The 14,046-nt window shown below is 66.0% G+C and carries 6 protein-coding genes; all 6 read left to right on the top strand.

Annotation, left to right across the window (positions count from 1 at the left end):
* Positions 1–46 precede the first annotated feature (46 nt).
* Positions 47–1,483: a M48 family metalloprotease gene (locus JC616_RS22865; RefSeq protein ID WP_227105640.1), complete on the top strand. Its 1,437-nt coding sequence runs from the start codon at positions 47–49 to the stop codon at positions 1,481–1,483.
* A 312-nt stretch (positions 1,484–1,795) separates the two neighbouring features.
* Positions 1,796–4,459, top strand: a complete 2,664-nt coding sequence (gene aceE / locus JC616_RS22860) for a pyruvate dehydrogenase (acetyl-transferring), homodimeric type (protein ID WP_107801039.1) — start codon at positions 1,796–1,798, stop codon at positions 4,457–4,459.
* Between the two features lie 120 nt (positions 4,460–4,579).
* Positions 4,580–6,232, top strand: a complete 1,653-nt coding sequence (gene aceF / locus JC616_RS22855) for a dihydrolipoyllysine-residue acetyltransferase (RefSeq protein ID WP_227105639.1) — start codon at positions 4,580–4,582, stop codon at positions 6,230–6,232.
* 114 nt (positions 6,233–6,346) lie between these two features.
* Positions 6,347–8,143 (top strand): dihydrolipoyl dehydrogenase, encoded by a 1,797-nt coding sequence (lpdA, locus tag JC616_RS22850; protein ID WP_227105637.1) that lies wholly within the window; start codon positions 6,347–6,349, stop codon positions 8,141–8,143.
* Between the two features lie 318 nt (positions 8,144–8,461).
* Entirely contained in the window at positions 8,462–10,204 is a 1,743-nt protein-coding gene (locus JC616_RS22845; RefSeq protein ID WP_227105635.1) for an autotransporter assembly complex protein TamA, read from the top strand.
* Between the two features lie 13 nt (positions 10,205–10,217).
* Positions 10,218–14,030: a translocation/assembly module TamB domain-containing protein gene (locus JC616_RS22840; RefSeq protein WP_227105633.1), complete on the top strand. Its 3,813-nt coding sequence runs from the start codon at positions 10,218–10,220 to the stop codon at positions 14,028–14,030.
* Positions 14,031–14,046 lie beyond the last annotated feature (16 nt).

Raw genomic sequence — 14,046 nt, 5'->3', positions numbered from 1 at the left:
GCGCCGCCTCATGCAACTTGTGGGCGAACCTGGCTATCATAGCCGGATGACCAAACAGACCCTGCTGGCCGGCGTGCTGGCGCTGAGCTTGTTGCACCCGTCCGTCAGCTATGCCGATTTGCCCGATCTGGGCGAGGTGTCGGACGCCTCGCTGACGCTGGCGGATGAAAACCGCATCGGCCGCCAGGCCTGGCGCGCCATGCTGGAGGCGGGAGACATCGTCGACGATCAGGAGGTCAACGATTACCTCAACGATATCGGCGGCCGGCTCTCCAGCGGCGTCAAGCTGCCCGGCGTCGGTTTCACCTATTTCTGCGTCAACGACAGCGGCATCAACGCCTTCGCCATGCCCGGCGGCTATATCGGCATCAATATCGGACTGCTGCTGGCAACCCAGAGCGAAGGCGAGCTCGCCTCGGTGCTGGGGCATGAAACCGCCCACGTCGCCCAGCGCCACATCGCGCGGATGAAGGCGGCCAGCAGCGCCACTAGCCCCTTGCTGTTGTTGGGCACCATCATCGCCGCCGCGCTGGCGGCCAAGGCCGGCAGCGGCCAAGGCGCGATGGGCGTGGTGTCCGCCGGCATGGGGCTGTCGATTTCCAACCAACTGGCGTTTTCGCGCGATTTTGAACGCGAAGCCGACCGCGTCGGCATGCAATACATGAGCCAGGCCGGCTTCGACGTGCGCAGCATGCCGGCTTTCTTTCAGCGGCTGCAGCTGAACGAGCGTTACAGCGACAACGCGGCGCTGGCCTTCCTGCGCACCCACCCGGTGACGCTGGAGCGCATCAGCGAAGCGGAAAACCGCGCGCTGGACTACCCGGTGAAGATGCGCGCCGACAGCGTCGATTACCTGCTGGTGCGCGAGAAACTGCGCGCCGCGACGCTGACGCCGGACGAAGGGGAGCGCTATTACGAGGCGGCGCTGGACCGCGGCCTGTACCTGAACGAGGGCGCGCAGTGGTATGGTCTGGCCCAGGTCAAGCTGCGTCAGCGCGATATCGCCGGCGCGCGCCAGGCGCTGGCCAAGGCGCGGACCAAGCTGCCGGATCACCCGATGCTGCGGGGCCTGGACGTGGCGATAGAGCGCGAACGCAAGGACTGGCCGGCCGCCCGCAACGCGGCGCGCGCCGGGCTGGCCCGTTTTCCGCAGAGCCTGTCGCTGCAGTTGCTGGACATCGACGTCGCCATCGCCAGCGGCGACAGCCAGGGCGCGCTGGTCCTAATCAAGACCCAGCTGAGCCGCCATCCGGACAATCCGGGGCTGTATCGGCGCCAGGCCAGCTTGTACGCCGACCGCGACCCGCTGCGTTACCACGCGGCCTTGGGCAACGCCTTCTATCATGAACAGCGCTACCAGCCGGCGATGGAGCAGTTTCAACTGGCCGGCAAGGCCAAGGGCGACGATTTCTACCTGCGCTCCTCAATCGAAGCGCGCATCCGCGAACTGGACCGGCTCGTCCGGGACGAGAGAAAGAAGTAAGCGCGCAACTGAAACGAATGTTTCAATTTGCGACAGTAAATCGCAAAAAAACAACATGGTGCGGCGCAATAACCGCTGTTTTCCGCCCCGAAACAAGCGTTAGTACGCTTGACCTATTCCTTTGTGAAAGCCGGAAGACGTACACTTGCTCAAGATACGGCGCTCTTTTCGCAAATGAACATTTTTATTTGCGATTGCGTTCGTTTATAATCTGAAGCTAATAAATAGGTTCGAATTCGAGCCGATTGCAATAACGCGGGGCCGCGCAGTGCTACATACGGCCCCCGATCCACCTTGCTGTGAGGACCAGAGATGGCTGCAACTTTCCCTGACGATATCGATCCGTTGGAAACCCAGGAATGGACTGAAGCGCTGGAGTCGGTGCTGGATGCCGAAGGCCCGGAACGCGCGCATTACCTGTTGGAGAAACTGGTCGAGCGCACCCGCCGCCGCGGCGCCCATCTGCCGTTTGACGCCACCACCGCATACCAGAACAGCATTCCGCTCGGCAAAGAAATGAAGTCGCCGGGCAACCACGAGATGGAGCATCGCATCCGCTCGATCAACCGCTGGAACGCCGCCGCTTTGGTGCTGCGCGCCGGCAAGAAGGATCTGGAGCTGGGCGGCCACATCGCCTCCTTCCAATCCTCCGCCACCCTGTACGACGTGGGCTTCAACCACTTCTGGCGCGCCCAGAACGATGAGCAAGACGGCGATCTGATCTACTTCCAAGGCCACATTTCCCCGGGCGTGTACGCACGCGCCTTCATGGAAGGCCGCCTGTCCGCCGAGCAGCTGGACAGCTTCCGCCAGGAAGTGGACGGCAACGGCCTGTCCTCCTACCCGCACCCGTGGCTGATGAAGGACTTCTGGCAGTTCCCGACCGTGTCGATGGGCCTGGGCCCCTTGATGGCCATCTACCAAGCCCGCTTCCTCAAGTACCTGGAAAGCCGCGGTCTGGCCAAGACCCACGGCCGCAAAGTCTGGTGTTTCTGCGGCGACGGCGAGATGGACGAGCCGGAATCCCTGGGCGCCATCTCCATGGCCGCCCGCGAAGGCCTGGACAACCTGATCTTCGTGGTCAACTGCAACCTGCAGCGTCTGGACGGCCCGGTGCGCGGCAACGGCAAGATCATTCAGGAACTGGAAGGCGACTTCCGCGGTTCCGGCTGGAACGTGCTGAAAGTGATCTGGGGCTCGCGTTGGGACCCGCTGCTGGCGATGGACAGCAAGGGCCTGCTGAAGAAGCGCATGGACGAGTGCGTGGACGGCGACTATCAGACCTTCAAATCCAAGGACGGTGCTTACGTTCGCGAACACTTCTTCGGCAAGTACCCGGAGCTGCGCGAAATGGTCGCCAATATGTCCGACGACGAGATCTGGGCGCTGAACCGCGGCGGCCATGACCCGCACAAGGTGTACGCCGCCTACCACGAGGCGTCCAACAGCGCCAACGGCCGTCCGACCGTGATCCTGGCCAAGACCATCAAGGGTTACGGCATGGGCGCGTCCGGCGAAGCCAAGAACATCGCGCACCAGGCCAAGAAAATGGATCTGGATTCGCTGCGCAAATTCCGCGACCGCTTCGGCATTCCGGTGTCCGACGAGGACCTGGCGAACGTGCCGTACTACCTGCCGGCCGAAGACAGCCCGGAAATGAAGTACATGCGCGAACGCCGCGCCGCGCTGGGCGGCTATCTGCCGGCCCGCAAGCCGGTGACCACCGCGCTGCAAACGCCGGAACTGTCCGTGTTCGACGCGCAGCTGCAAGCGTCCGGCGACCGCGAGTTCTCCACCACCATGGCCTTCGTCCGCATGCTGGGCACCATCATGAAGGACAAGAACATCGGTCAGCGCGTAGTGCCCATCGTGCCGGACGAGTCCCGCACCTTCGGCATGGAAGGCATGTTCCGCCAGTACGGCATCTGGTCCACCCAGGGTCAGAACTACGTGCCGCAGGATCATGACCAGCTGATGTTCTACAAGGAATCCAAGGACGGCCAGATCCTGCAGGAAGGCATCAACGAGCCGGGCGCGATGGCCGACTGGATCGCCGCGGCGACCAGCTACGCCAACAGCAGCCAGCAGATGATTCCGTTCTACATCTACTACTCGATGTTCGGCTTCCAGCGCATCGGCGACCTGGCCTGGGCCGCCGGCGACATGCGCGCCCGCGGCTTCCTGCTGGGCGGCACCGCCGGCCGCACCACGCTGAACGGCGAAGGCCTGCAGCACGAAGACGGCCACAGCCACATCCAGGCCGGCCTGATCCCGAACTGCATCAGCTACGACCCGACCTTCGCTTACGAACTGGCGGTGATCGTGCAGGACGGTCTGCGCCGCATGTACGCGGAGCAGGAAGACGTCTTCTACTACCTGACCCTGATGAACGAAAACTACGTTCACCCGGCCATGCCGGCGGGCGCGGAAGAGGGCATCCTGAAAGGCATGTATCTGCTGCAGGACGGCGGCGACGCCCAGGTGAAAGTGCAGCTGATGGGCTCCGGCACCATTCTGCGCGAAGTGATGGCCGCGGCCGATCTGCTGAAGGCCGACTTCGGCATCGGCGCCGATATCTGGAGCGTGACCTCCTTCAACCAGCTGCGCCGCGACGGCATGGAAGCCGAGCGTCACAACCTGCTGAACCCGACCGCCGAAGCGCGGGCCTCCTACGTGGCCCAGCAGTTGTCCGGCCGTCAGGGTCCGGTGGTGGCCGCGACCGACTACATCCGCAACTACGCCGACCAGATCCGCGAATACGTTCCGGGCCGTTACGTGGTGCTGGGCACCGACGGCTTCGGCCGTTCCGACAGCCGCGCCAACCTGCGTTCCTTCTTCGAGGTGGATCGCTACCACGTGGCGCTGGCGGCCTTGTCCGCACTGGCGCGCGACGGCAAGATCGAAGCGTCCAAGGTGGCCGAGGCGATCGCCAAGTACGGCATCAAGACCGACAAGCTGCCTAGCTGGAAGGTGTAATCGCAGAGCGGAAGCCCCGGTTCAGGCCGGGGTCTTCCGCCTTTGCATGGCAAGCGAATCTGTAGCGGATATCCGGCGGCAAGCCCCGACAGGGGCTTCCGCCTTACGAATGGAAAGCTCATGAGCAATCTGATCGAATTGAAAGTGCCCGACATCGGCGGTCACAGCAATGTAGACATCATCGAAGTATTCATCGTCCCGGGCCAGACCGTGTCCGTGGACGATTCCCTGATCACGCTGGAAACCGACAAGGCCACCATGGAAGTGCCGGCGGAAACCGCGGGCGTGATCAAGGAAGTCAAAGCCGTCGTCGGCGGCAAGATCTCCGAAGGCGACGTGATCGCCATCCTGGAAGTGGGCGCCGCAGCGTCCGCGCCGGCCCCGGCAGCCGCCGCACCGGCTCCCGCAGCTGCTCCGGCCGCGGCTCCGGCTCCGGTTGCAGCCGCTCCCGCCGCCGCGCCTGCCGCGCCGGCGGCTTCCGGCCGCAGCGAAATCCGCGTGCCGGACATCGGCGGCCACAACGGCGTCGACGTGATCGAAGTGACCGTCAAGGTCGGCGATGAGATCGCCGTCGACGACAGCCTGATCACGCTGGAAACCGACAAGGCCACCATGGAAGTGCCGGCCTCCGCCGCCGGCCGCGTGGTGGAAGTCAAAGTGAAAGTGGGCGACAAGGTCAGCGAAGGCGATCTGATCGTGGTGGTCGAAGGCGCCGTTGCCGCCGCCGCCGCTCCGGCAGCCGCAGCTGTCGCCGCCCCGGCTCCTGCCGCCGCCTCGGCTGCCCCGGCCCCGGTGGCCGCCGCGCCCGCCGCCGCTCCTGCCAAGGCCGCCGCCGCCATCGACGAAGCCTCCTTCTCCAAAGCCCACGCCGGTCCGTCCGTGCGCCGTCTGGCGCGCGAACTGGGCGTGGACCTGGGCAAGGTCAAGGGCAAGGGCCGCAAGGGCCGCATTACCGAAGAAGACGTCAAAGCCTTCGTCAAGGGCGTGATGCAGAACCCGGCGGCGCTGGCCCCGGCCGCCGCGGCCTCCTCCGGCGGCGGTCTGGATCTGCTGCCGTGGCCGAAAGTCGATTTCGCCAAGTTCGGCCCGATCGAAACCAAGCCGCTGTCCCGCATCCAGAAGATTTCCGGCGCCAATCTGTCGCGCAACTGGGTGATGATCCCGCACGTAACCTTCAACGACGAGTGCGACATCACCGAGCTGGAAGACTTCCGCAAGACCGTGGGCAAGGAATGGGAAAAGTCCGGCCTGAAGATCAGCCCGCTGGCCTTCATCATCAAGGCCGCCGCCGAGGCGCTGAAAGCTTTCCCGAACTTCAACAGCTCGCTGGACGGCGACAATCTGGTGCTGAAGCAGTACTACCACATCGGCTTCGCCGCCGACACGCCTAACGGCCTGGTGGTGCCGGTGATCAAGGACGCGGACAAGAAGGGCCTGCGCCAGATCGCCCAGGAACTGACCGATCTGTCCAAGCTGGCGCGCGAAGGCAAGCTCAAGCCCACTGACATGCAGGGAGCCACCTTCACCATCTCCAGCCTGGGCGGCATTGGCGGCACCAGCTTCACGCCCATCGTCAACGCGCCGGAAGTGGCCATCCTCGGCGTCTGCAAATCGCAGATCAAGCCGGTGTGGAACGGCAAGGAATTCGCGCCGCGCCTGATGTGCCCGCTGTCGCTGTCCTTCGATCACCGCGTGATCGACGGCGCCGCCGCCGCGCGCTTCACCGTGCATCTGGGCAAACTGCTGTCCGATGTGCGCCGCCTGATTCTGTAATCGCCAGCCGGGCGGACGCCCCGGCCTGGCCGGAGCGCGCCGCCCAAGCGAACGACTCTGCTGAATAGCGGCGGGGGCCCCCGGGCTTCCGCCTTACGTTGCGGATGGAAAACCATGAGCAATCTGATTGAACTGAAAGTCCCGGACATCGGCGGCCACAACAACGTGGACGTGATCGAAGTCTTCGTCAAGCCGGGCGACGTGATCGAGAAAGAAGCCAGCCTGATCACGCTGGAAACCGACAAGGCCACGATGGAAGTGCCGGCGGAAACCGCCGGCGTGGTAAAAGAAGTCAAGATCGCAGTCGGCGGCAAAGTGTCCGAAGGCGATGTGATCGTGATCGTTGAAGCCGCCGGCGCCGCCGCGGCTCCGGCCGCGCCCAGGCCGGTGGAAACTACCGGCGTCGCTTCCGCCACCACCCAGGCCGGTTTCGCGCCGCAAGCCGCTCCGGTGGCCGCCAGCCATAGCGGCGGCGCCGACATCGAGTGCGACGTGATGGTGTTGGGCGGCGGTCCCGGCGGTTATTCCGCCGCCTTCCGCGCGGCCGACCTGGGCCTGAAAGTGGTCATCGTCGAGCGCTACGCCACCCTGGGCGGCGTCTGCCTGAACGTGGGCTGCATCCCGTCCAAGGCGCTGCTGCACAATGCGGCGGTGATCGACGAAGTCAGCCATCTGGCCGCCAACGGCATCAAGTTCGGCAAGCCGGAAGTGGACATCGACATGCTGCGCGGTTACAAGGAAAAAGTAATCGCCAAGCTGACCGGCGGCCTCGCCGGCATGGCCAAGGCGCGCAAGGTGGAAGTCGTGCGCGGCAACGGCCATTTCATCGATCCGCATCATATCGAAGTGTCCGCCACCACCGGCAAGGGACGCGAAGAGAGCGGCGAGAAGAAGATCGTCAAATTCAAGAACGCCATCATCGCCGCCGGTTCCCGCGTGGTGAAGCTGCCCTTCATCCCGGACGATCCGCGCGTGGTGGATTCCACCGGCGCGCTGGAGCTGAAGGGCGTGGCCAACCGCATGCTGATCATCGGCGGCGGCATCATCGGCCTGGAAATGGGCACCGTCTACTCCACGCTGGGCGCGCGCCTGGACGTGGTGGAAATGATGGACGGCCTGATGCAGGGCGCGGACCGCGACCTGGTCAAAGTGTGGCAGAAGTGGAACGCCCACCGTTTCGACAACATCATGCTCAACACCAAGACCGTGGCCGTGGAGCCCAAGGACGACGGCGTGTGGGTGACTTTCGAGGGCGATCAAGCGCCGAAAGAGCCGCAGCGCTACGACTTGGTGCTGTACGCCACCGGCCGCGCGCCCAACGGCAAGCTGCTGGGCGCCGAGAACGCCGGCATCGCGGTGACCGACCGCGGCTTCATCCCGGTGGACAAGCAGCAGCGCACCAATGTGCCGCACATCTTCGCCATCGGCGACATCGTCGGCCAGCCGATGCTGGCGCACAAGGGCGTGCATGAAGGCCATGTGGCGGCGGAAAACTGCGCCGGCCAGAAGTCCTACTTCGACGCGCGCGTGATTCCGGGCGTGGCTTACACCGATCCGGAAGTGGCTTGGGTTGGCGTCACCGAGGACGAGGCCAAGAAGCAGGGCCTGAAGATCGAGAAGGGCGTGTTCCCGTGGGCCGCCTCCGGCCGCGCCATCGCCAACGGCCGCGACGAAGGCTTCACCAAGCTGATCTTCGACGCCGAAAGCCACCAGATCATCGGCGGCGGCATTGTCGGCCCGCACGCGGGCGACATGATAGGCGAAGTCTGCCTGGCCATCGAAATGGGCTGCGACGCCACCGACATCGGCAAGACCATCCACCCGCACCCGACCATGGGCGAGTCCATCGGCATGGCGGCGGAAGTGGCGCACGGCACTTGCACCGATTTGCCGCCGCAGCGCAAGAAGTAAGCGCGGCGCGGCAAGGATGAGGGGCGGACTTTCGGGTCCGCCCTTTTTTATGCGCATCGTCTTAAATGACGGGGCGGCAAAACTATTGCCGATTTCGCCTGTCACACCGCCCTGCGCCCGTAATCGGCGCGCGTGCGCGGCCGCCATGAGAAAAATGTATGGCTGTTGCGTGTGAATCTGAATTACGGTTGAATATAAATTAAGCTTTTGGTTTAAGAAAACGCCGGTCTGTTCCCGCGATTTTGAAGCCGCCCCGCCGCTTCTCGCCAGCCGCCGCAAGTTTCGTTACCATGGCCTCGACACCAAACGAATCGGACCATGCCAAGCTCCCGCCTGCTTATTTCATTGATCTTATTGCTGTCGGCGACGCCCGTCTGGGCCAAGCTCGATTACAGCGTGCGCGTCGACGCGCCTTCCGGCCTGGCCGGCTTGCTGCAAGACAATCTGGAATTGGTCACCAGCCGTCTGGAAGAAGAAATGGACGAGACGCTGTTGACCGAGTTGGTGCGAAGCACCCCGGAGGACGCGCGCAAGCTGTTGGAGACCGAGGGTTATTTTGACGCGCGCGTCAATGTGCGCGAAGAAAGCGCCCGGCAGTACGTGGTCGAGGTCAAGCCCGGCGAGCCCACGCTGATAGACGACGTGGTCATCCGCCTCAACGGGCCGATACGCGACGAAGGCGACTTCCAGCAACGCTTCGCCGCGGTGCTGGAGGCCTGGTCGCTGCCCATGGGCGCGCCTTACCGGCAGTCCGATTGGGACGGCAGCAAGCGCGCGGTGATGCGGCTCATCACCGCCGATCGCTTCCCCAAGGCGCAGATCAGCAAGAGCGCGGCGGAAATCGATCCGGCCACCCGGCGCGCGCAATTGCTGGTGGATATCGACAGCGGGCCGGTGATCCTGTTCGGCGAGATCACCGTCAAAGGCATGAAGCGTTATCCGGAGAAGATCGCCACCGGTCTGGCCGATTTCTCCCCCGGCACCGCCTACCGGCTGCAGAAGATCTTCGATTACCAGTCGGCGCTGGAGCAGGCGCCGCATTTCTCCAATGTGGTGGTCAGCCCCGACATGGCCCATATCGACCCGGACACCCATCGGGTGCCGGTGGAGGTGGACGTCACCGAGATGCCGCGCCAGAAGCTGGAGCTGGGTTTGATCTACGACTCCGGCGACGGCCCCGGCCTGCGCGTCGGCTACGACCATTACAATATTTTCCGCCGCGGCTACACCGGTTCGCTAGTGACCAACTGGAAGAAAAACCAGCAATCGCTGTCGCTGGGCCTGGGCTTTCCGCGCCAGTCCGACGGCTATTCCCATTCCATCACCAGCGCTTTCAAGACCGACGACGTGCAGGGCCTGAAAACCCGCAGTAGCGACGTGGGCGGCTGGCGCACCCGCACCCGCGGCAATATCGAGGCCCGTCTCGGCCTGCAATACCTGCTGGAAAGCGAAGAGGCCGGCGGCGTGTCCAATAAGGACACCCGCGCCTTGCAGCTGGTCTACGGCTGGACCCAGCGCGCGGTGGACGATTTGATGCGGCCGCGCTCCGGCGTTTTGCTGGACTTCCAGCTTTCCGGCACCGTCGGCAGCGCCCTGTCCTCCACCTCCTATGTGCGCGGCTACGCCCGCACCGTCGGATACTGGTCGCCGTTTCCCAAGTACGGCACCTTCGTCGGCCGGCTGGAACTGGGCCAGGTGTGGGCCAACGACAAGGACGCGGTGCCGTCCTCCATCCTGTTCCGCGCCGGCGGCGCCAACAGCGTGCGCGGCTACGATTACCAGAGCCTGGGCCTGCCGGGCCCCAACGGCTCGGTGCTGGGCGGCCGCGTGGTGGCCACCGGCAGCCTGGAGTACCAAATCCCGATCAAGCCGGACTGGTATCTGGCGCTGTTCACCGACGCCGGCAACGCCAGCCAGAGCTGGAAAGGCTTCCAAGTGGAGCGCGCCAACGGCGTCGGCGTGCGCTGGATGAGCCCGGTGGCTCCGCTGGCCTTCGACTTCGCCAAAGCGGAGCGCGACGGCAAGATCCGCTGGAACCTCAGCCTGGGCCTGGCTTTCTGACCCGAATGCATTCATGAGCGAAACCGACACTCCCCAAACTCCCGACACCGCGCCGCCGCCGCCGGCCAAGCCCAAGCGCCGCCGCTGGCGCTGGCTGCTGTGGCTGCCTTTGCTGCTGATCGCGCTCTTGCTGGCCGCCAGCGCCTGGCTGACCGGCAGCCGCGCCGGCTTCGCCTGGCTGATGCAGTCGCTGGGCGGCCTCAGCGGCAACGCCGTCAGCGTCAAGCAAGCCGAAGGCACGCTGTGGGACGGCTTCAAACTGAGCGAGGTGCGCGTGCGCAGCGCCGGCAGCGACGTGGACATCGAGTCCGTGCAGCTGGACTGGCGGCCGAGCGCCTTGTGGCAGCGCCAATTGTGGGTGAGGCAATTGGCGGTGGGCCACGTCAAGGTGGCGGTCAAGCCGACGCCGGCCGCCCCATCCAGCGGCGCGCCGGAATCGCTGGCCTTGCCCCTGGGCGTCCGCCTGGACCGGCTGAGCGTGGCCAGCGTGACGCTGGAACCGGCCAAGCTGCGGCTCTACGGCCTGGAAGCCGGTTACGTCTACGACGGCCGGCGCCACGATCTCAAGCTCAAGCGCCTGGGCTCGCCCTGGGGCGAGGCCGCGGCGGCGCTGCAATTGGCCGACGCCAAGCCCTTCGCGCTGCAGGGCAAGCTCAGCGCCGACGGCGAGCTGGATAAGATTCCCTATCAGGCGCGGCTGGCGCTGGGCGGCGATCTGCTGCACCTGAGCTTTGACGGCGAGCTGTCCGGCAAAGACCTGGTGGCCGACGTCAAGGGCGGCCTGCTGCCCTTCGCCAGCAATCCCTTCAACAGTTTCACCCGGCTGGACGCGCGCATGGCCGGCATCAATCCGCAGGCCATCCTGCCGGAATGGCCGCGCGCCAAGCTCAGCCTGGCGGTGTTCGCCGAGCCGGACGCCGGCCAGCGCGTCAAGGGCGGCCTGACTCTGCTCAATGAGCTGGCCGGCCCCTTGTCCGAGCAGCGGCTGCCGCTGTCCTTGCTGGCCGGCGAGTTCCGCGCCGACGACAAGGCGCTGGAGCTGTTCAATACCCGCGCCCGGATCGCCGGCGGCGAAATCGGCCTGGCCGGCCAGCTGCGGCCGGATAGGCTCAAGCTGGCGCTGGATGTCTCCAAGCTGGGCCTGAGGCAATTGCACGCGGACGCGCCGGACGACAGCCTGGACGGCCGGGTGACGCTGGACGGCCCCTTGAGCGGGCCGAACATCCTCGCCCAACTCAAGGGCAAAACCCTGCAAGCCAAGGCCGATGTCGGTTTCGCGCCGGCGCCGCATCCGGCGCTGCTGATCCGGCAGGCGGAGTTGACCGCCGGCGTCGGCACCCTGGCGCTGGCCGGTCAACTGGGCCTGGACGGCAAGCAGCTGTTTGATTTCAACGGCAAGCTCAATCGCGCCGACCCGTCCAAACTCAAGCCCGGCCTGCCCAGCGGCGACCTCAACGCCAGCTTGCAGGCCAAGGGTCAGCTGGCCAGCCCGCTGAGCGTGGCGGCCAAGCTGCAATTCGCGCCCAGCAAGCTGTCCGGCGCGCCGCTCAGCGGCGGAGCCGATCTGCAGCTGCAGGGCGAACGCTTGAAGTCGCTCAGCGCCGATCTGAAGCTGGCGCAGAACCGGCTGCAGGCCAACGGTGCTTACGGCGCCGCCGGCGACAAGCTCAAACTCTTGATCGACGCGCCCAATCTCGGCCTGATCGGCCCCGGTTTCTCCGGCGTGGTCAAGGGCCAGGGCGAGTTGGCGGGCACGCCCAAGGCGCCGTTGATCAGCGCCAATCTGCAAGCCGACCGTCTGAAGTTGCCGGGCAATATCGCCGTGCAGAGCATGCAATTCAGCGGCAACGTCAAGGCCGACCAGAACAGCCCGTTCCAACTCAAGCTGGACGTGGCCGCGCTGCAAGCCGGCGGTTTCCGCGCCGAGCAGCTGCGCGCCAGCGCCAACGGCACGCGCGCGCGCCACGGCCTGCAACTGGACGGCCGTTTCCGCCTGGCCGACCACCCTTACGCGCTGCAATTGGCGGCCAGCGGCGGTCTGCGCGGCGAGGCCGGGCCCTGGGCCGGCACCCTGAGCAAGCTGGAGTTGAGCGGCCGTCCCGGCCTTAGCCTGCTGGCGCCGGTGGCGCTGGAACTGGGCGAGCAGATCAAGGTGGGCAACGCCCGGCTGTCGGCCTTGGGCGGCAGCATCACCCTGGCCGAACTCAACCGCGGCGCCAACGGCGCGCTCAGCACCCGCGGCTCCGCGCGCGGCCTGCGGCTGGCGGAGCTGGGGCCCTTGCTCAGCCTGCCGGTGAAGCAGGATCTGAGCTTCGATTCCGACTGGAACCTGAATCTGGCGGCCAACGCCAAGGGCCAGTTCACGCTGCGCCGCGCCGGCGGCGACGTGCAGCTGCCGGGCGACAAGGGCAAGGACGTGGCCTTGGGTCTGAAGACCGCCGCCGTCACCCTGACGCTGGACGGCGGGCGCGCGCTGTTCGACCTGAATCTGGACAGCCGCTACGCCCAAGCGCAAGGCAAGGGCTCGGTGCCGTGGAACGGCGGCGCCATCGACGCCAAGACCCCGCTCAACGCCACGGTCAGCGCCAGCGTGCCTTCGCTGGCGACGCTGGCCAGCTTCGCCGGTCCTTCGCTGGAGCTGGGCGGCCAGATCAGCGCCAATCTGGCTTTGACCGGCGCCTTGAGCCAGCCTATGGCCCAAGGGACGATACGCGGCGACAAATTATTGCTGGCGGACCGCCGCACCGGCATCCGCCTGGGCGACGGCAGCCTGCTGGCGCGGCTGGACGGCCGCAAGCTGGTGCTGGACCGTTTGCGCTTCGCCGGCGGCGAAGGCGAGGTGGCGGCCAGCGGCGCGCTGGATCTCAGCGGCGACACCCCGGACGCGCGGGTGGCGGTGGAATTGCGCAAGTTCGGCGTGTTCGACCGGCCCAACCGCCGCCTGGTGGTGTCCGGCCGCACGGAGCTGGCGATGGTGGCCGGCAAATTGTCGCTGACCGGCCATATCCGCGCAGACCAGGGCCGCATCGGCCTGCCCAAGTTCGGCGCGCCCAGCCTGGGCGACGATGTGATGGTCAAGGGCCGGCCGGGGCCGGAGCCGTCGGCCTTCGCCAGCATGCCGCTGACGGTGGCGCTGGATCTGGACCTGGGCGACCACTTCCGCTTCTCCGGCCAGGGCCTGAACGTGGATCTGACCGGCTCGGTGCGCGTCAGCGCCAATCCGGGCGAAGCGCCGGGCGCCAAGGGCCAGGTGCGGGTGGTCAAGGGGCGTTACAAGGCCTATGGCCAGGATCTGGACATCGAGTACGGCGCCATCACCTTCAACGGTCCCTTGGACAACCCCCTGCTCAATGTGCGCGCCAAGCGCCGGCTGTCGCCGGTGGGCGCCGGGGTGGAAGTCAGCGGTTCGGTGTCGGTGCCCAAGGTGCGGTTGATCGCCGACGAGCCGATGTCGGAAAAGGACAAGCTGGCCTGGCTGGTCTTGGGCCGGGCGGCCAGCGGCGAGCGCGACGACAACGATCTGGCGGCCTCCGCCGGCATGATGCTGGCCGGCTCGCTCAACGATCAGATCGGCCTGTTCGACGATCTGGGCGTGTCCAGCCGCAAGGAAAAGACCTTGGCCAACGGCACGGTGAGCCCGGCGGAGCAGGTGGTGACGGTGGGCCGCCAGCTGACCCGCGAACTGTATCTGGGCTACGAGTACGGCGTGACCAGCGCGAACCAGGCGGTGAAGCTGGCGTATCAGCTGAGCAGGGGCTGGTCGGTGGTGTTGCGGGCCGGCACCGACGCCTCGGTGGAGTCGCGCTACACCTTGCGCTTCGATTGAGCGCGATGCGGCGTCG

It is taken from the genome of Chromobacterium rhizoryzae, from assembly GCF_020544465.1.
Taxonomy (GTDB): domain Bacteria; phylum Pseudomonadota; class Gammaproteobacteria; order Burkholderiales; family Chromobacteriaceae; genus Chromobacterium.
Note: the sequence above shows the minus strand (reverse complement) of the source record. Positions and strands in the feature narration are given on the sequence as shown.

What these genes read in the sequence shown, in the direction of transcription:
- aceE (WP_107801039.1), top strand. Translation starts at nt 1,796, where the DNA reads ATGGCTGCAACTTTCCCTGACGATATCGATCCGTTGGAAACCCAGGAA.
- JC616_RS22865 (WP_227105640.1), top strand. Translation starts at nt 47, where the DNA reads ATGACCAAACAGACCCTGCTGGCCGGCGTGCTGGCGCTGAGCTTGTTG.
- aceF (WP_227105639.1), top strand. Translation starts at nt 4,580, where the DNA reads ATGAGCAATCTGATCGAATTGAAAGTGCCCGACATCGGCGGTCACAGC.
- JC616_RS22840 (WP_227105633.1), top strand. Translation starts at nt 10,218, where the DNA reads ATGAGCGAAACCGACACTCCCCAAACTCCCGACACCGCGCCGCCGCCG.
- JC616_RS22845 (WP_227105635.1), top strand. Translation starts at nt 8,462, where the DNA reads ATGCCAAGCTCCCGCCTGCTTATTTCATTGATCTTATTGCTGTCGGCG.
- lpdA (WP_227105637.1), top strand. Translation starts at nt 6,347, where the DNA reads ATGAGCAATCTGATTGAACTGAAAGTCCCGGACATCGGCGGCCACAAC.